We start from the raw sequence: 17,757 nt of genomic DNA, 5'->3' as shown, positions 1-17,757 counted from the left end.
TGTACCCCGGAAGGGATTCGAACCCCTGACCCACGGTTTAGAAAACCGTTGCTCTATCCAACTGAGCTACCGAGGCTCATTTTTTAATGTCTGCAAATATAGAAGTTCTCTTGAATAAGAAAAAATATATTTTAAACTATTTACCGGCTATTTTTTTATATTTTTAAGTAATTCAGGATAAGTTAATTAGAGGCACGGCATCGACTGCAAATTCCAGAAACAATGAGGTTTACCTGCTCCACTTTAAAATCTTTAGGTAGTTTTAAGGTTGGAATCTTCACCTCATCCAAACAATAGACTCGTAGGCACTTACTACAATTAAAATGTACATGCCCATCCTCATGTCGATTAGCAGAGCATCCATCCGAACAAATGGCGTAATTGGCCGTTCCTTGATTATCAATTACCTTATGTATAATCCCTTTTTCCTCAAAGGCCTTTAAAATTCGATATAAGGTAACCCGGTCAATATCCTTACCCACAACGTTTTCTAAATAAGGCTGAGAAGTTGCCGAATTTCTATTCGATAAGATTTCTAAAACCTGAAGCCGAGCCCCGGTTCGCTTTAAACCGTTGCTCACCAAGAGGTCTTCGTATTTTTTTGCCTTGAGATTTTCCATCAGAAGATGAATTATTTAATCATTATCTCAACAAATATAAAGTTTTCTAATTGCAACTGTATGTCTTTTAATGATTCATTTACAATGATTTTTAAATAATCTAATTATTTTATTTGGTAAGTATAAAATTAAATTTAGATTTGTCTAAAAATATATTTAGATTAATATCGTATGAAATCCATAATTCTGTCCTTTTTATTCATAGCCTCTATCCATAATCTTTTCGCGCAAAATGGTTCCCTAACTGGTCGTGTTAAATCGGGTGATTCTGATGTGGAGAATATCACTGTAAAAATTGTGGGTTTAAATAAATCTGCCAAAACCGATCCATCCGGAAATTATCAAATCAACCAACTACCGATAGGAAAACACACCATAATTTTTTCTGGTTTAGGTTATCAATCCAAAAAAGCCGTACTGGCTTTATCAGATTCCCCTGCAATACTAAATGTAGAACTTCTTGAATCAGAGTCTAATTTAAACGATGTGGTGATTACAGGCGTTAATCGGGCAACACAATTGCGCAAAAGCCCTGTGCCTATTGCGGTTATGAGCAAAAAAGCAATGGATCAAAATATGAACACCAATTTAATAGATGCCATTGTTAAAGGTGTACCAGGCGTGAGCGCAGTTACAACGGGCCCCAATGTATCAAAGCCATTTATTCGTGGTTTGGGTTATAATAGGGTGTTAACCTTATATGATGGTGTTCGGCAGGAGGGACAGCAATGGGGCGATGAGCATGGAATAGAAGTAGATGAATATGGCATCAGCAGGGCTGAAGTTGTTAAAGGACCCGCCAGTTTAACCTATGGCTCAGATGCCTTAGCGGGGGTAATCAACATGATTCCTTACAGTCCGAATTTTGACGATGGCAATTTGAAAGGCGATTTCACCACCAATTACCAAAGCAATAACGGTATGCTGGGTGCGTCATTCGGTTTGGCTTACCATAAAAACGATTGGAAATATACCGTCCGTGCCACCGGAAAAACAGCGCATAATTATTACAATAAAATTGATGGCTTGGTTTATGGCACCGCTTTCCGCGAATACAACTTGTCAGCTTCAGCAAGGTTGGATAAAAAATGGGGATTCTCTAAAACAGCGATCACCTATTACGATAACCTGATGGAAATACCCGATGGCAGTAGAGATTCATTAACCAGAAAGTTTACGAAGCAAATTTCAGATGCGGCAGATGACATTAAAAACCGGCCAATTGTGCCAGATGATCAATTGAAAAGCTATTCCATCAATCCGCTGCATCAACACATTCAACATTATCGCCTGTACAATACCAGTCAGTTTAAATTTAGAAATAGCGATTTGAATGTTTTGCTCGGTGCACAACAAAGCGTAAGGCGAGAATATAACCACCCAACAGCGCCCAACCAAGCTGGGCTTTACGTGGTGTTAAATACCTTGAATTATGACTTTAAATATAACTTGCCAGATTTCTCGGGTATAGAAAGCACATTGGGAATCAACGGAATGTTGCAAGGCAATAGGAGTAAGGATGCCACAGATTTCCCAATACCGGATTATAATCTATTTGATATTGGAGCCTTTTATTTTGCAAAGAAATCAATGGGAAAGATCGATGTTTCAGGAGGGATTCGCTTAGACCGCAGAAAGATGCAGTGGAGCGATTTTTATGTGGGTACAAACCAACAAACCGGCTTTGGCGAACAAGCACAAGCAAGTAATCCCTTGGCCAATTTACAGTTTCCGGCATTTAAAAAAAATTACTATGGCTTGTCGGGCAGCATAGGGTTAACTTATAACGTTTCCGAAAGATTATTAATCAAGGCCAACATTGCAAGAGGCTACCGAGCACCAAACATTACTGAAATCGGCTCAAACGGATTAGATCCAGGTGCACACATTGTTTATTTGGGTAATAGGGGCTTTAAGCCAGAGTTTAACCTTCAACAAGATATTGGGCTTATCGCGTATTTGAAAGATGCCGAATTAAGTTTAGAGCTCTTTAACAATTCCATTCAGAACTACATTTACCAATCGCGGTTAACAGATGCCAATGGCAACCCAGTGGTCATTGTTCCGGGTAATTTAACCTATCAATATCAACAATCTAAAGCCAGGTTGTACGGGGCCGAAATCAGCATTAATCTTCATCCATCAAATGTGAAGTGGCTCAGTGTGAACAATAGTTTGAGTTACGTGGTTGGACTTAATAAAAACGAAGAATTATTGAAAAAGCATGGTGCAGACGCGAAATATTTGCCTTTTATACCCCCTTTGCAAATCCGTTCGGAAATTAAGGCCACTGCGCAACAAAACATCGGCGTATTTGATAAACCTTATCTTAGAATAGATGGTGCATTTTATGCAGATCAGAATCGGTTTTACGCGCTAGATGAAACGGAAACATTTACAAAGGGATATAGCTTATTTAATATAGGGATTGGTTCTACCTTAAAAACAAAAAATGGAAAGGTGCTGTTTGATGTTCTTGCCCAAGTAGATAACATCTTCAACACAGCCTACCAATCCAATTTGAATCGGTTAAAATACTTTGAATATTATAGTGAATCTCCCAATGGAAGATCGGGCATTTATAACATGGGAAGAAACATCAGCGTTAAAATAATTGTGCCGATCAATTAATCTGTCCATCTTCTATTTTAAACATTTACCGCTTACATTTACATATGGAAAATTCATTAAGCGAAGAAAGACTAGATTTTTTAAGGCAATCTCTCGGCAAAGTCATCACCAACTCGCCATCAAATTTTATGAATTGGTTGGCACCCGTGCTCCTTAAGGCAGAACATGGGATTTTAATCTGCCAATACACCATCCGTAAGGAGATGACCAATCCCTATCAAATTTTACATGGTGGGGTTACCGCCGGAATTATCGACGATTTAATTGGTGCAACCGTTTTTACGATGGGCTTAAATCAACGCTACACCACGGTAAACAATTATATAGATTATTTTGCCCCTGCCAAGGAGGGAGATGAAGTAGTGGCAGAAACCTCAATTGTGAAACGTGGTAAGACGATATTAAATCTTCAATGTGAGGTATTTTTACCCGCCAAAAAGCGTTTAATAGCAAAAGGTTATTCCAACATGTTAAACATAGGTTAAGCCAAGTTTTAAAAATGTAGAATTATTTATTAATTTCTTAAAATTGGCAAAACATTCTCGTTTATAGGTTGTTGTAACTTAACCAAAAATATTTGAGCCATGTTAGAAAATTATTCATCCCTGCAATTTATTGTAAGAGGCAAAATTTTTAAAGGATTTTGCATGCGCATTCAAGACGATTTTCACGAAACCTATGCCGTTGTTTTAGATGGCTATCATTCTTTTTGTATCTGGTTAGATAACAAAAACGAAAAGTGGTGTTCTTCAAAAAATGTTGCCATTGATCCTGACGCCATTGACGAAATTATTAATCGAATTTCTTTGCCTGCGCAGGTTTCTTAAACAAAACCAAAACTCATCTAATTCTCAAACGTTCTTTAGCCCCAATATTAAAAAAATCCCTGCTGATTAAATTTTCAGCAGGGATTTTTTGATTTAAGCTCTCAGTTAGAAACACTTAATACATTTTATATCCATTAAGATGCCGAAATAAATTCAGCATGACGAACGCCTTTTGAAAGCGGCTCATCGAAAATCGTCACCCTGAATTTATTTCAGGGTTAGTTTTTCCAACGATATTTTCATTAGTCCGAACTCACGATTTAAAGCCTCGTTGAGGCTTTATCATAATTCAATTTAGCTCTGAGGTCGCCAAATAATATTTTGCAACAAAAAGCCAAATTGATTTCAATTCAAATTGTGCTTGCAAATATTGCATCGCTACGTTTATGCCCTTTTGTTTCTTTTGTGGTTCAAAAAAATAAAATTTTGTCTGCCAAACCTACTTTTCGTTTATCATATAGCATACTTAGCTTTTTTAAACGATATTTTTCTTAGACCGACGTCTTGTGATCAAGTTTTAAAGCACCAATTATTAATCATCTTTGTGCACTATCCAAAAAACATGTAACTCAGGGCAATGGCAGTACAAACGCCAACTAAATCAGCCAATAACATCGAGCCAATGGCATAACGTGTATTTTTTATACCAACTGAGCCAAAATAAACGGCAACCACATAAAATGTAGTATCAGAAGCCCCTTGGAAAACGCCAGAAAGTTTGCTTGCAAAGGAATCCGGACCGCTAGAAATCATGGTACTCACCATCATTCCACGAGCCGCACCACCACTTAACGGCCTAATCAGCGCGGTTGGCAGCGCATCAACAAATTTTGTATCAGCACCAAAAAAAACAAAAGCATTCTTAATCCCCGTCATTACCACATCAAAGGTTCCGCTGGTTCTTAGCATACTTACCGCAACCAAGATTCCAACCAAATAGGGGATAATTTTTAAGGCTGTCTCAAATCCACCTTTGGCACCATCCACAAAAGCATCAAAAACATCAATCTTTTTATAAAGCGCACCAAGTACAATCAGTAAGAAAATCAATAAGATAATCCCACCACTCAACAAACCTGAAAAAGATTTGATGCCCTCTGCGTTTAATTTGCTTACATACCATACTAACAGTCCGATGATGGCCGAAATACTCAATACCCAGGTTATAATTACGGGTTGAAGCAGGTTAATTCGTTGCCTAAAAGATACAATGAGCATGGCAGCCATTGTGCCAACAAAAGTTACAATTAAGCAAGGAATGAAAATATCTGTAGGGTCTTGTGCATTTTGGGTAGATCGGATAGCAATTACACTCACTGGGATTAAGCAAAGCCCAGCAGCATGAAGGCACAGAAACATGATTTGGGAGTTGCTGGCCGTATCCTTATTTGGATTTAACTCCTGCAAACTCTCCATGGCCTTAATGCCAAATGGGGTAGCGGCATTATCCAATCCTAATAAATTTGCCGAAAAATTAAGGATCATATGGCCCATTGATGGATGTCCTTGAGGAATGTCAGGAAATAATTTCGAAAAGAAAGGACCTATAATTCTAGATAATAAACGAATCCCGCCCGCTTTTTCGGCAATGCTCATTAAACCCATAAACAAAGCCAGTGTTCCGATTAATTTAATACAAAGATCAACCGCAATCCAACAGGTTTCTATAATTCCATCTAATTTTAGCGGGTTCGATGGGTCAGAAGATTTTCCAATCACCATCCAGTTAAATATATCGCTCTGTCCGAAAAAGGAACATTTAATACTGGCTACAACGATAGCAATAATAATAAACGCCGACCAAATTCTGCTTAATGCCATTAGGGTTATTTAGGTTTTATTTGAGCTTGTAAATTAGTGCTTTTACTTTAAAAATCATAAAAGCGTAAGGAAGTGAATATAACCCAATCTTGGATATTTCAGTTAAAATTTAACAAAAGATTCGTGGATGAGCAGTAAAAACTACGCACCACGAATCTAATGTATTTTTTAATTCTTGATTGCCAGCAAATTAGGGTTTAGCATCCGTTAATTCAAAACCCCAGGTTTTTCCTTTTTCAGTTGCTGGAATCCCATTTGTCATCCACGCAGGGGCTTTAGCACCCTTCAAATAATAATCGAAAAATTGCTGTTCTCGAATTTGAATATCCTTACGGTTTTGGCGTTGAACCAAATTATGTGCTTCACCGTTATAATTTAACAACCAAACCGGTTTGCCCAATCTGCGTAAGCCTGTAAACATTTCAATACCTTGATACCAAGGCACAGCTCCATCTCCATCATTTGCCATAACCACTACAGGAGTATTTACCTTTGGAAACATAAAGAGAGGAGAATTTTCGATATACAATTCAGGTTTTTCCCAAAGCGTTGCACCAATTCTACTTTGTGTTTTTTCATATTGAAACTGACGGTTAGCGCCCGATTCCCAACGAATTCCACCGTATGCAGAGGTCATGTTAGCCACAGGAGCACCAGCCCAAGCGGCCGCATACAGATTGTTCTGGGTAATTAAATAAGCCACTTGGTAGCCACCCCAGCTTTGTCCTTGTATCCCTATTTTGCTGCCATCAACCCAATTGTTTTTCTTTAAGCTTTCTACACCAGAATTAATAAACTCTACAGCCGATTGACCGGGATGACCAGTTTCATAACTAATATCCGGAGCAAAAACTAAATATCCATTACTTACAAAAAATGGAATGTTTAAACGCGATGGAGTAGGCGCAGGTGCTTGATAAGTGTATAAACCTTCTGATAGTTTTTCGTAGAAATAAACAATCATTGGATATTTTTTATTTGGATCGAAATTTTCGGGTTTATACAAGATCCCTTCAGATGAATAACCCTTTGGCGTGGTCCATTTCACCAATTCGGCGGTGCCCCAATTGTAATTTTGCTGCTGAGGGTTTGTACTTGTTAGCTTTGTTTCGGTTTTGAAATCTGTAGTAACATACACATTTGGCGATTCTACATAATTTGCTTTGTCGTAAATGTACACATCGGTATCTTTAGCTTTCAACAAATTTGAATACTTGCTCTTAGCCATTACAACCAATTCTGGTGCTTTTACCGAACCCACATTGGTACGATAAAAACCATTTTCTTTGGTTAAATTATTAAACCCATCCAACCAAACCAGTTCATTAGATTTCACAAATTTGGCATCTGCATTTCTTTCTAACCGATTGGTTTCTTCGGTTCTTTGATAGCGGAACGTAATCTTATTTGCCCTTCCAAAGCCAGCTGTAATGTTTTTTGGTTGCGTTTTGCCTTCCGGCGAAAAAGACCAAATGTCGTATCTGTCATTCAGTAAAACAGCTTTGTCGTCTTCTGTCCAAGTGGCAATACCATAAGCCCAAGGCAAATCAGGAACATCATTTTCTTCGTTTACAAATTTTACATTTAAGCCCGAAGTTAGTGGGGTTATCTTTGCAGTTGCCACATTATAAGTGTACCAGTTAGCCGTTTTACGATCGAAGTATAAAACATAATTTCCAGCAGGAGAGGTCATCGCATAACCATTTAAACTTTCTATTATTTTTTTACGCTGACCCGTTTTGGTATCAACCAGATAATAATCTTTATCGGTAGAGCCACTCCATTGCGATTCAACCCGACGGCCAAAATCAGTTGATGCCAAAACAAAATTTGCATCACCCTCGGCAACCATATTCGCATCAGGTAAATTCAAATCAGTTAGAGGAATAACTTTTGGATCGCTGCTGTAAACATCAATCACTGCCAAATAACTTTTTTTACTGTCTCGCTCTGCATTTTTAAGCTGCATGGGTTGTAAGTAATCATCTTTATAATTCCATACATCAACTTTAGCCACTTCAAAATCTACAATGGTGGTATCTTTTGGCTTTTTAATTGGCGCAATGCCGAAGAACAATTTTTTACCATCCTTACTAAAGTTTACACGTCCATCGCCACTAACCGACCATTTTGCAGGTAAACCAAGCATATCAAAATCAACAATGGTTTGCGCAGTATCTAAGGTTAAAGAACTAAAATAAACGTTGTAATTTTTTATCTCTTGTTTTTCAGGACTTTGTTCTCCAACAAATGCAATGTGTTCGCTCTCACTATCAAACACAAAGTTTTTGAATGAACCTTTTCCCTTAACGAGGGTTTTTAGTGTACCTTTTTCGGTATCCAGTAAGAATACGCCTTGAGGAGCAGTTTTATCTTTTTTGGAACCGCTACAAGCAAAAACCAATTGTTTACCATTTTTGCTGAAAACATATTCGGTAACAAATTTATAGGTTTTATCCACGCCCGTTAACAAATTCTTAACCACCAAATCCGTCCCTTCATCTTTTTTTGCACTTGCACTTGGTTCATCATCAGCAAAATCAGCATCACTGTCTTTTTTGTCAACAGCGGGGGCTTTTTTAGCGGTGTCTAATTTATCCAATTGGTAAGCCATAAAACCAAAACCATCCTCCGGAAATTTGAAGGATTTAACCCGAGCTATTTTGGTGAGGGTATTGGTGGTCAAATTGACAATCCCTAAAGAATCCTTTGGCATATCATCTGCCTTTTTCTTCTTAATTTTTGCCTGACGTATATCTTTGTACAGAGGGCGGATGTTAAATGCGGCGAACTTAGAGTCGTTGCTAAATTCCCCATTCACCCCCCTCGGAATGGTCATTTTGGTATTGGTTTTCAAATTAGAAAGGTACAGTTTCGCATCGCCTTCCTGTTGTACCACACCGTATAATGCCCAAAGGCCATTGTTTGATAATTGCTTAATGCCTACAGCTTCCCAGGTATCATAAACAGAATGATCTAAAGGTTTTTTTTGTGCGTAAGCAAAGCTGACAACGAATAACAGAATTATTGTAAGTCTTTTTTGCATCTTAAGGATAAATAAATGAGTTGTTTGAGAATTCAATCTCCTAAAATTGGAAAATTTTAGCTTATTAAGAAACATGTATGCCAAATATTACAATTTCTCACCTCTTTTGACTCGATTTCTGTAATCCGTCCTCTCGACTGGAGCGCAGCGAAACGGAGAGATCTTTGAACCCAATAACAAGAATCTCTTTAAAAGATTTCTCCACGGCGGTCGAAACGATGGTGCTGTAAATGTTTTCTCGCTTACTGAGTTGTGAATCTCCAATCCACATAAGCCCAAAGGTTGGCTTTAACTAGCGCCAACAAAAAATCCCGATTGCTTCTAAACAATCGGGATTTTATACGCTTATAATTTATTATTTATTGAACAATTATTTTTTTGCTTGTTGTTGTTGACGCATGTAATCATCCAAACGCGTTTGGAATTTAGATTTTTTCTTTTTCTCATCAACAGGTCTAGCTTTGTTCTGTTGAATTAAAGCGTGAATTTTATCGTCATCAACCATTTTACGAATTAAGAACTGCTGTCCAAAAGTCATTAAGTTGGCTAAGAAATAGTAATAATTTAAACCCGCTGGGTAGCTATTTAAAACACCCAAGAAAATTACAGGCATGATATAACCAATGTACTTCATTTGTCCGGTAGCACCCGAAACCTGATTGTTGAAATAAGTCATGATTAAGGTAGAGATGGTCATCAATACACACATCAAACTTAAGTGGTCGCCAATAAAAGGTATCTTCACGCCAAAACGGATAAATTCATCATAAGTAGATAAATCTTTCATCCAAAGGAAACTTTCGCCCCTCAACTCGAACAAATTCGGGAAGAAGAAGAAGAATGCCATAACCAGCGGCAATTGTAAAACCATCGGTAAACAACCACCAAGCGGATTTACGCCAGCCTTCTTATACAATTTCAAATATTCTTGTTGTACAAGGGTCGGGTTATCTTCACCTACTTTAGCTTTAATCTCATCCATTTCAGGTTTTAAAACCCTCATTTTAGCCATCGATAAATATGACTTGTAAGTAAGTGGAGATAATGCAACTTTAAGTAAAATGGTCAGCACCAAAATGATTAAGCCATAATTCCATCCAAAGCTGTTTAAGAAATTAAACACAGGCAATACAATGAAACGGTTAATGTATTTTAATGGCCAGTAACCCATATCCACCTGTTGCTCCAAATCATATCCTTGAGCTTTTAAAGCAGAAAATTTGTTTGTGCCAAAGTAAAATTCCATTTCGTAAGCTTGGTTAGCTAAATGGCTGTATGGCAACTGCATGTGCGCACCGTAAAATTTAACTTCGCCAGGTGTAGTTGGAATTTTAACTTCTAAACTTCCTTTCTCAAAAGCCTGTTTAGCAATTAAAGAAGCCGAGAAAAAGTGTTGTTTAAACGAAAACCATTGGATTTTACCCTTCGTTAAATCTTCTTTTTCATCTTTAGAAACACTTAAGTGATTCACGTCTCCGTCCAGATATTTGTAATAAGGTGCAGAATAGCGGTGTTCGCTTTCAAGAGATTTTTCTTGTTGCAATAAAACAGTTTCCCAGTTTAAGCCGATGCTGTTACCAGAAATAACTTGTTGCATGCCCACTAAGTTAATGTTAAACCCAACCTTGTTGCTCGAAGGTTTTAAATCATAAACATATTCTACATAAGCGTTTGCACCATAATCGGCACGCATGGTTAAAGTATTACCAGCCTTTGTAGGTTTAAAAAATAAATCGTTAGTGTTAATAACCTTGCCAGCGGCGTTTAGGTTTAAACCAAAATTGTTCTGCTTACCATTAAACAAAACCAAAGGCTGACCACTAAATGTTTTCTGACCTTTAATTTCTACTGAAGATATTTTACCACCTTTATTGCTCAGGGTGATTAATAAATTTTCGTTTTCTAAGGTTACATTTTGTTCAGTACCCGTTAACGCAGTACCAAAAGGGCCCTTTAAGGCTAATGAATCAACAACTGGTTGGGTTGAAGCAACCTTTTTTGTAGTATCTAATTTAGGAGCAACTACGCCAGCTTTTTTTAAAGAGTCAGCCTTCTCTGTTTCTTTGGCCTTTTTCATTTCAGCCTCGCTAGGCTTAAAAAAGTAGAATGATCCGGCCAAAATGATCATAATCAGGAACAATCCTGTAAAGGTATTTCTATCCATTATTTATGTTTATACTGCTTTTAATTCGTTTTCTTTTTCGCAAACTCCATCGCAGCGGCCACAAATTTAACAAAAAGTGGGTGAGGATTTGCAACTGTTGATTTTAATTCGGGGTGAAATTGTCCGCCAACAAAAAATGGATGGTTTTTAAGCTCCACAATTTCAACCAAATTGGTTTGAGGATTTATACCAGAAGCAATCATTCCAGCATCTTCATATTGCTTCAAATAATCGTTGTTGAACTCGTAACGGTGGCGGTGGCGTTCCGTAATATGCTGTTTCCCATAAATAGAAAAAGCTTTTGTACCCTTTTTAATGTCGCAAGGGTAAGCACCCAAACGCATGGTGCCACCTTTGTTGGTTATTTTTTTCTGCTCCTCCATCATATTAATAACCGGATTTGCCGCATTTTCTTCGATTTCTGTCGTATGCGCATCTTTTAAACCCAAAACATTGCGCCCAAATTCGATAACCGCACACTGCATGCCCAAACAAATTCCGAAGAAAGGAATATTATGCTCGCGCACGTATTTAATGGCATCAATTTTTCCCTCAATACCACGACTACCAAAGCCGGGAGCAACTAAAACACCATGTAAGTGGCCGAGTTTTTCTTTTACGTTATCAGGAAACAAACCTTCAGAATGAATGTACTCAACCCTAACCTTACATTCGTTTTTCGAACCAGCATGTACAAAAGATTCGATAATCGATTTATAAGCATCGGGTAACTCCACATATTTACCAATCAAACCAATTTTAACATCGGCCGTTGGGTTTTTCAACCGACCAAGGAAATCTTTCCAGCTCTCCATATCCGGGTCGTTCTTCGTTGGAAGCTTTAATTTCGATAATACCGTTTTATCCAGTTGTTCTTTTAACATCAGCAATGGAACATCGTAAATGGTAGATGCATCCATCGATTCGATTACAGCATTGATGTTAACGTTACAGAAAAGCGCTATTTTTTTTCTAATGTCTTGAGAGATATGGTGTTCTGTACGGCAAACCAAAATATCGGGCTGAATACCATATTCCAATAAAGCTTTAACCGAGTGTTGTGTCGGTTTTGTTTTTAATTCGCCAGCAGCAGCCAAATAAGGCACAAGCGTTAAGTGAATTACAATGGCATTGGTGCTTCCTTCTTCCCACTTAAACTGGCGTACCGCCTCAATAAACGGTAACGATTCAATGTCGCCAACCGTACCACCAAGTTCCGTAATCACAATATCGTAGTCGCCGCTATCGCCCAAAATGCGCATGTTGCGTTTAATTTCATCGGTAATGTGCGGCACCACTTGAACCGTTTTACCCAAATATTCGCCTTTACGCTCTTTATTGATTACGTTCTGGTAAATGCGCCCTGTGGTAATGTTGTTTGCCTGAGAAGTTGGAACGTTTAAAAAACGCTCGTAATGACCAAGATCCAAATCCGTTTCAGCACCATCTTCAGTAACAAAGCATTCGCCATGTTCGTAAGGATTTAAAGTTCCCGGATCGATATTAATGTACGGATCGAATTTTTGGATGGTTACACGGTAGCCACGTGCTTGTAAAAGTTTAGCTAAAGAAGCGGAAATGATGCCCTTTCCAAGAGAGGAAGTAACACCGCCCGTAACAAAAATATACTTTGTCATGATTGTGGTTTTTTACAGCTGATGTAATAATTGCTGCTTTTTGTACGGGATACAAAGGTAAGAAAATTCCTTGTTTCTATAGTTTTTAAAGCAAGATATTTTAAAAATTATAAAGCCATGTGATTCAGAAAATTAACTAGTCCATTTGCCCAATTCTAATTTCATGTAAAGCAAATACACAGCAATTATTAAGCGTTTGTCCTGTTTTTCGCTAAATCTTTTTTGTTTGTATGGCTACGAAACGAAAAACTCTGCAACAAAAAAGGATACCGCTTCACCCAGGTTTATAAACTTAATTCGGTGCTTTGCTACTTCAGTTGCAAGGTTGCAAAATCATAATGCCTTAAACCTTTTCCTAAATACATCAATCCTTCGTTTGTTTTCTTGCTGCAATAAGGAGGGGTATAAGTTCATCAAAATGTTCACCAGCATCATAATCAACGCAAATAAGAATTTAGCTTTAAACATTAGAACGAGCGCATAAATACAAACGGCGAGGAAAGCAATTAAGTGGTTGATTTCTGCAAGCGTCATTTCGTTGCACAAATGATCCAATTCAGCAGGTTCTACCTTATTTTTAAGTTTAAGCTTCGGATTGAAGAATTTGAAGAAAGTATTTTTCACAATCCACTTAAAAATTCCGATACCTAAAAATTTGTTCAGCTTCTTGCTTTTAATGAAATTCAGATGGGTTAAGTTTTTTTCGTAGAAGGTAGTTTTAATTAATAATGCGTTGATTATCATGCCAACAATCCATGAAATAAACGCGATAGAAAGGCTGTGTGTGAAATATTTAATCACTTTATAATCAATAGGGTGTGGTAAAAGTTTAACAGCAATTATAGTAAATTTTAACTTTTTGTTCCTTTTCGCTCCAGGCAATATAAAGGTTATTCTCTTTGCCTAAGCGATATTTAAAGCCGTTCAGTCCCGATTTTTTTAATTCCTCATACAAGGCTTTATCCGGAACGTAACCATCCGCTTTATCCTCTGGCAGTACAGCAGGTTCCAAAAAGTTATCCTCACTAAAAAAATCATCCGCAATGGTTTTTACAAAAATAATCTGATCTTTTTCTTTCGATAAATCTACATTAGGATCGGTGCTACCCAACAACTCGGTGCCTTTAATTTTGGTGCTGTAAATTTCCTTGCCATCAGCATTTTTAATGCTAAAATTCAGAACCATTTCTTCTGGCTTTCGCCCGGTAAGCTCAATTTTAAACGTATCAAGCGTTTTTAAACTAGAAAATGATTTGGTAATGCTTTGGTTAACATTTTTAAATTCTATTGATGCCGACTCTTTTTTGTTGTTGGAGTTACAGGCCATCAAAGCAATTAGGCAAATAAATAGGAGCGAAAAATTTCTCATATCCAAAACTAATAATTTTATGCTAAATGGCAGTTAAAATTTGGGGTGGGGGTAGAATTCGTAGTTCCTCTTGCAATTAATTGGATTGGTAAAACCTCAATCTAACTCAACCAATATTTAAAATCTTTGTCCATCTCTATCTTGATTTGTTCCAAAGTATGATCTTTGCACATTCGCTATAGCATGACAGCTAACGTTGGAGCTTTGCGAAGGTGGGGAATTAGAAGTACAAATGTTCAATTTCTCAGAAATGTTGATTAGAATTCCAATGCTCACATTTAGTACAAATGCCCCGCTTTTGCACAACCCCTGTTATGCGTTTGTACTTTTATCTGTTCTGTTGATAATTGTTTCTATTCTGTCAAATATTTTGATTTCGTAATTGTCAAAATTTGCTTTTATATCTTTTGATTTGTCAATATTCTCGTAATATTCTAAAACACTTGAGGGTACTCCATAGTCACTAGCAATTCTTCCATTATCTGTCAAAGCATTATATTCAAGTTTGACTAAAAGTTTGTCAATACCAGCAACATCTTCAAACGCTTTACCAATGTCTTGAGCTTGTATAAAGCGATACATAATGTTAAAAACGCCAAGGTATTTTACAACCTGATATTTTAAGGTGTTATAAACAAATTCGGCTGTGTCCGAAATTGCTTTGTCAATTTTTACATTCTGTGAAATTTTATATTTTATAGAACCAATAAAACCACCTGTCAAATAGAAATGCAATAAATGAGTTAAAGTCGAAAATTCACCATTTAAACCTTTATAGTCAATTAAGAAAATTAGTTTCTGATTTTTTACTATTGGTCGAATTACTTTCAAGATAACTTGGAAACCATCATAATCAATATCCATCTTATAATTGACAACCCTAATAAGTGTTTTAATTGATTCTATTTCAGAAGCCGATAATTTTTTGATTTCATCATAAATTGTTATCTTATCAAGTCTACTTACAACCTTGTACAAGTTAAATATTTCATCTGGAATTCCTCTTATTTCTTGTTCAGCTTTTATATCTTTTTTTCTATCTTGGTCGGCTTTTGAAAGAAACTCGTCCTTTGAGTAAAACAAGTCAATTTCGTCCTTTGGTGCTTGTAAATCATAATTTTTATGTTTGATTCCTTCTGGTTCAGATTCAATTGCTTTCATAAAGTCATTCTGGAGAACGATAACTCTTCCTGAATAATGATATAAGAAACGCCCTGCTCTTCCAGCAATATTTTTGGCGTCAAATTTCTTAAGTTCTTTATCTCCTTTTTTACTATGAAGTACAATTAAGTTTTTTGCAGAAGTATTAACGCCTTCTGTAATTGTAGTTGTTGATAACAGAACTTTTAACTGACCTGTATTAAATAATGAGATAATCTCTTTTTGAATATACTTTGGTATTAAACCGTGGTGAACACCAATTCCCTTTTGTAAAGCTTTTATTATTGTCCAATCTTTGCTGAAATTTTTAGATATATGTTTTATGAAATCTGAATAATCACTGTCAGAATGATTATTCAAAACATCTGATTCTAAAAGTGTTGTAGCATATGTCTCCGAGTAATTTCTTGTCGAACAATAAATTATAGTATTTTCATTGATTTCATTGATTTTTTTGACTATCTCAATAAGTCTATCTGTTTTCTTATTGGACACAAAATCAAATTCTAAAAATTTATTAATTTCAATATGCTTCTTAGACTTAATATCTTCATACGATTTGCTTACAATTTCATACTGGTTGTAATTTATTAATTCAATTTCGTTTTGAGTAAGAAATTTGTCAAATGAGCCATTATATCCTGTTTTTGTAGAATCATAAAAATCTATATATGGACCGGCTAATAAGACATCAACATTATTTTCCAAAGCATAAAACACAGACAAACGATATGCAACATCTCTTTCATTTTCTTTTACTTCCTCATCAATTAAATATTCGTTGTCAATTTTATAAATCTCATCAACAAAAGCGAAATTAAATGTTATACTAGTTGGATTTTTTTCTTTGAAAGATAAAAATCGTTCAGGTGTGTAAATAAATAGGTTGTTTTCTTCAAATTCACTGACTTCGCTTAAAGTATGAATTTTGTATTTCCCTCTAAAATACTCATAGTTGTCATCGGATATTAACTTTTCGAGATTTTCAGAAAGTAACGCAATAGTTGGGAAAATTAACACTACGTTTTCGTAGTTCATTTTTTTAATAATTTCAAAAACAATATGAGTTTTACCAAACGAAGTGCTTGCTGATAAAAAATATCTGTTCAATTTCCCTATTTGAAACAGGTCCATAATTTTCATTTGATATTTATGGACTTTTAAATTCTCATTTGTGTGTAAAGTACTTTCGTAAAGCAATGAGGAAAAAGTGTTTAAATTATATTCTTCTATTTCTGTCTCTTGATTGAACTGGCGATTCAATATGTCAAAATAATGAGGTATGCCTGCAACATTGGAAATGTATTTTAGAAATTTTAAGTCAGATTGATTTAGGGTATCATTTTTTATTTCGTTGAAATAATCGCATACAGATTTAATAAGAATATCATCAGATATTTCTTTTGAATTGAATTTGTTTATTTGTCTTAAGACATTAGTGGTTTCTTCAATTCTATCCATTTAATTACATCTTCTTTAATTGCTTTTACGTCTTTCATGGGTACCAAAATAAAAAAAATAGAATAGTCAAGAGTTATACTGAAAGTATTCGCTGCGTATTTTTCAATAATATATTTTGGAATATTTTTAATACTATCATCATATCCTAAATCGTCTTCTTCATACAATAACATTACTGGATAAACCAGTTTCATATTATGTTGTTTAAGTTCGTCAATTATTGATAAATATGGGTTTTCTTCCCAGTCTTTAATTACTGTTTCTATTTTAGAACCTTTATAATATAGATTATTAATTTGATTTGAAATTGCAAATACATTTGTCCTCAAATAATCATCTGAAATAGCTTTATCGATATTTTTAAAAATACTATCTACTCCAGTTTTATAATTCCTATGGAATTTTACTTCTCCAAACCAGAGTTCTGTTTGATTATTATTTTCAATTAAATGGTAAGAATCATATCCTTTCGTTTCTGAATTTTCTAATGGATTATAGAAGTATCCTCTTGCAATTAATGGCTGAGATTTAAACAAAACATATAAAACACTAAACAATATAACCTCTCCTAAAAAGCCGTATTTAATTTTTTTGTCAAGGTCTAAATCTGGGTTGTATTTTAATCTTTTTTGTAAGGCTATGTAGTGTAATTTGTCATAATCCTTATTTTCAATTTCAAATTCGTTAAATGAGTATTCTAAAATTGAATTGTAGATAATTTCAGTAAAGTCGTTTTTGTTAACTGATTTGAAACATTGGTCATTATCAACTGAAACAATAGTTTTTGTTATTCCTGCAGTTGTATTTGGCAAGTCATATTGATAAACAATTGTTTTCTCTATTAGGTCAAGTAATGATTGTCTCATTCGTTCATCTGTTTTTGGTTTGCAGTCGTTAATGGCATAACGCCTAACTCTCAAATATACAAAAGTTTACATTTTCTACTAATAAATTAGGTTGAGATAACTTGCAGTAAGATAGCTTAATGACGTAATCTCTGACATCGTGTGTTCAACGGAG

Annotated in this window: 12 protein-coding genes and 1 tRNA gene; 3 read left to right on the top strand and 10 right to left on the bottom strand. The window is 35.7% G+C overall.

The window, feature by feature from the left end; translation table 11 throughout:
* Positions 1–2: 2 nt before the first annotated feature.
* Positions 3–76, bottom strand: a tRNA-Arg gene (locus DHW03_RS04960).
* 106 nt (positions 77–182) lie between these two features.
* Complete coding sequence (locus DHW03_RS04955) at positions 183–620, bottom strand: Fur family transcriptional regulator (RefSeq protein ID WP_109924603.1); 438 nt, start codon at positions 618–620, stop codon at positions 183–185.
* Positions 621–791: 171 nt separating this feature from the next.
* Here DHW03_RS04955 and DHW03_RS04950 point away from each other — a divergent pair, with 171 nt between their 5' ends.
* From DHW03_RS04950 to DHW03_RS04940, 3 genes are all read left to right on the top strand, one after another.
* Complete coding sequence (locus DHW03_RS04950) at positions 792–3,251, top strand: TonB-dependent receptor (RefSeq protein WP_109924602.1); 2,460 nt, start codon at positions 792–794, stop codon at positions 3,249–3,251.
* A 44-nt stretch (positions 3,252–3,295) separates the two neighbouring features.
* Positions 3,296–3,736 carry a PaaI family thioesterase gene (locus DHW03_RS04945; protein WP_109924601.1) on the top strand — a complete coding sequence of 147 codons (441 nt, stop codon included), beginning with the start codon at positions 3,296–3,298 and terminating at the stop codon, positions 3,734–3,736.
* 99 nt (positions 3,737–3,835) lie between these two features.
* On the top strand, positions 3,836–4,078 hold the full coding sequence (locus tag DHW03_RS04940; RefSeq protein ID WP_109924600.1) for a hypothetical protein: 243 nt from the start codon (positions 3,836–3,838) through the stop codon (positions 4,076–4,078).
* Between the two features lie 549 nt (positions 4,079–4,627).
* Here DHW03_RS04940 and DHW03_RS04935 read toward each other — a convergent pair.
* The 8 genes from DHW03_RS04935 to DHW03_RS04900 form a co-directional block, all read right to left on the bottom strand.
* Positions 4,628–5,899, bottom strand: coding sequence for a nucleoside recognition domain-containing protein (locus tag DHW03_RS04935; protein WP_109924599.1), 1,272 nt, complete (start codon positions 5,897–5,899; stop codon positions 4,628–4,630).
* 190 nt (positions 5,900–6,089) lie between these two features.
* Positions 6,090–8,945 (bottom strand): alpha/beta hydrolase family protein, encoded by a 2,856-nt coding sequence (locus DHW03_RS04930; RefSeq protein WP_109924598.1) that lies wholly within the window; start codon positions 8,943–8,945, stop codon positions 6,090–6,092.
* Positions 8,946–9,315: 370 nt separating this feature from the next.
* Positions 9,316–11,109 carry a membrane protein insertase YidC gene (gene yidC, locus DHW03_RS04925; RefSeq protein ID WP_109924597.1) on the bottom strand — a complete coding sequence of 598 codons (1,794 nt, stop codon included), beginning with the start codon at positions 11,107–11,109 and terminating at the stop codon, positions 9,316–9,318.
* 20 nt (positions 11,110–11,129) lie between these two features.
* A complete protein-coding gene (locus DHW03_RS04920; RefSeq protein ID WP_109924596.1) occupies positions 11,130–12,746 on the bottom strand; it encodes a CTP synthase in 1,617 nt (538 codons plus the stop codon).
* A gap of 333 nt (positions 12,747–13,079) precedes the next feature.
* Positions 13,080–13,490, bottom strand: a complete 411-nt coding sequence (locus DHW03_RS04915; protein WP_205940962.1) for a glycosyl-4,4'-diaponeurosporenoate acyltransferase CrtO family protein — start codon at positions 13,488–13,490, stop codon at positions 13,080–13,082.
* Positions 13,491–13,575: 85 nt separating this feature from the next.
* On the bottom strand, positions 13,576–14,115 hold the full coding sequence (locus tag DHW03_RS04910; protein WP_133248501.1) for a hypothetical protein: 540 nt from the start codon (positions 14,113–14,115) through the stop codon (positions 13,576–13,578).
* A 312-nt stretch (positions 14,116–14,427) separates the two neighbouring features.
* On the bottom strand, positions 14,428–16,737 hold the full coding sequence (locus DHW03_RS04905; RefSeq protein ID WP_109924594.1) for a helicase-related protein: 2,310 nt from the start codon (positions 16,735–16,737) through the stop codon (positions 14,428–14,430).
* Positions 16,704–17,603: a HamA C-terminal domain-containing protein gene (locus DHW03_RS04900; protein WP_133248500.1), complete on the bottom strand. Its 900-nt coding sequence runs from the start codon at positions 17,601–17,603 to the stop codon at positions 16,704–16,706. Before DHW03_RS04900 ends, DHW03_RS04905 begins: the two co-directional genes overlap by 34 nt.
* Between the last annotated feature and the right edge of the window lie 154 nt (positions 17,604–17,757).

This window comes from Pedobacter yonginensis (genome assembly GCF_003173595.1).
Taxonomy (GTDB): domain Bacteria; phylum Bacteroidota; class Bacteroidia; order Sphingobacteriales; family Sphingobacteriaceae; genus Pedobacter; species Pedobacter yonginense.
This window is presented reverse-complemented; position numbering and strand designations above follow the sequence as displayed.

Excerpts from the sequence above, each read along its gene's own strand:
- DHW03_RS04955 (WP_109924603.1), bottom strand. The coding sequence starts at position 620 with ATGGAAAATCTCAAGGCAAAAAAATACGAAGACCTCTTGGTGAGCAAC.
- DHW03_RS04950 (WP_109924602.1), top strand. The coding sequence starts at position 792 with ATGAAATCCATAATTCTGTCCTTTTTATTCATAGCCTCTATCCATAAT.
- DHW03_RS04945 (WP_109924601.1), top strand. The coding sequence starts at position 3,296 with ATGGAAAATTCATTAAGCGAAGAAAGACTAGATTTTTTAAGGCAATCT.
- DHW03_RS04940 (WP_109924600.1), top strand. The coding sequence starts at position 3,836 with ATGTTAGAAAATTATTCATCCCTGCAATTTATTGTAAGAGGCAAAATT.
- DHW03_RS04935 (WP_109924599.1), bottom strand. The coding sequence starts at position 5,899 with ATGGCATTAAGCAGAATTTGGTCGGCGTTTATTATTATTGCTATCGTT.
- DHW03_RS04930 (WP_109924598.1), bottom strand. The coding sequence starts at position 8,945 with ATGCAAAAAAGACTTACAATAATTCTGTTATTCGTTGTCAGCTTTGCT.
- yidC (WP_109924597.1), bottom strand. The coding sequence starts at position 11,109 with ATGGATAGAAATACCTTTACAGGATTGTTCCTGATTATGATCATTTTG.
- DHW03_RS04920 (WP_109924596.1), bottom strand. The coding sequence starts at position 12,746 with ATGACAAAGTATATTTTTGTTACGGGCGGTGTTACTTCCTCTCTTGGA.
- DHW03_RS04915 (WP_205940962.1), bottom strand. The coding sequence starts at position 13,490 with ATGATAATCAACGCATTATTAATTAAAACTACCTTCTACGAAAAAAAC.
- DHW03_RS04910 (WP_133248501.1), bottom strand. The coding sequence starts at position 14,115 with ATGAGAAATTTTTCGCTCCTATTTATTTGCCTAATTGCTTTGATGGCC.
- DHW03_RS04905 (WP_109924594.1), bottom strand. The coding sequence starts at position 16,737 with ATGGATAGAATTGAAGAAACCACTAATGTCTTAAGACAAATAAACAAA.
- DHW03_RS04900 (WP_133248500.1), bottom strand. The coding sequence starts at position 17,603 with ATGAGACAATCATTACTTGACCTAATAGAGAAAACAATTGTTTATCAA.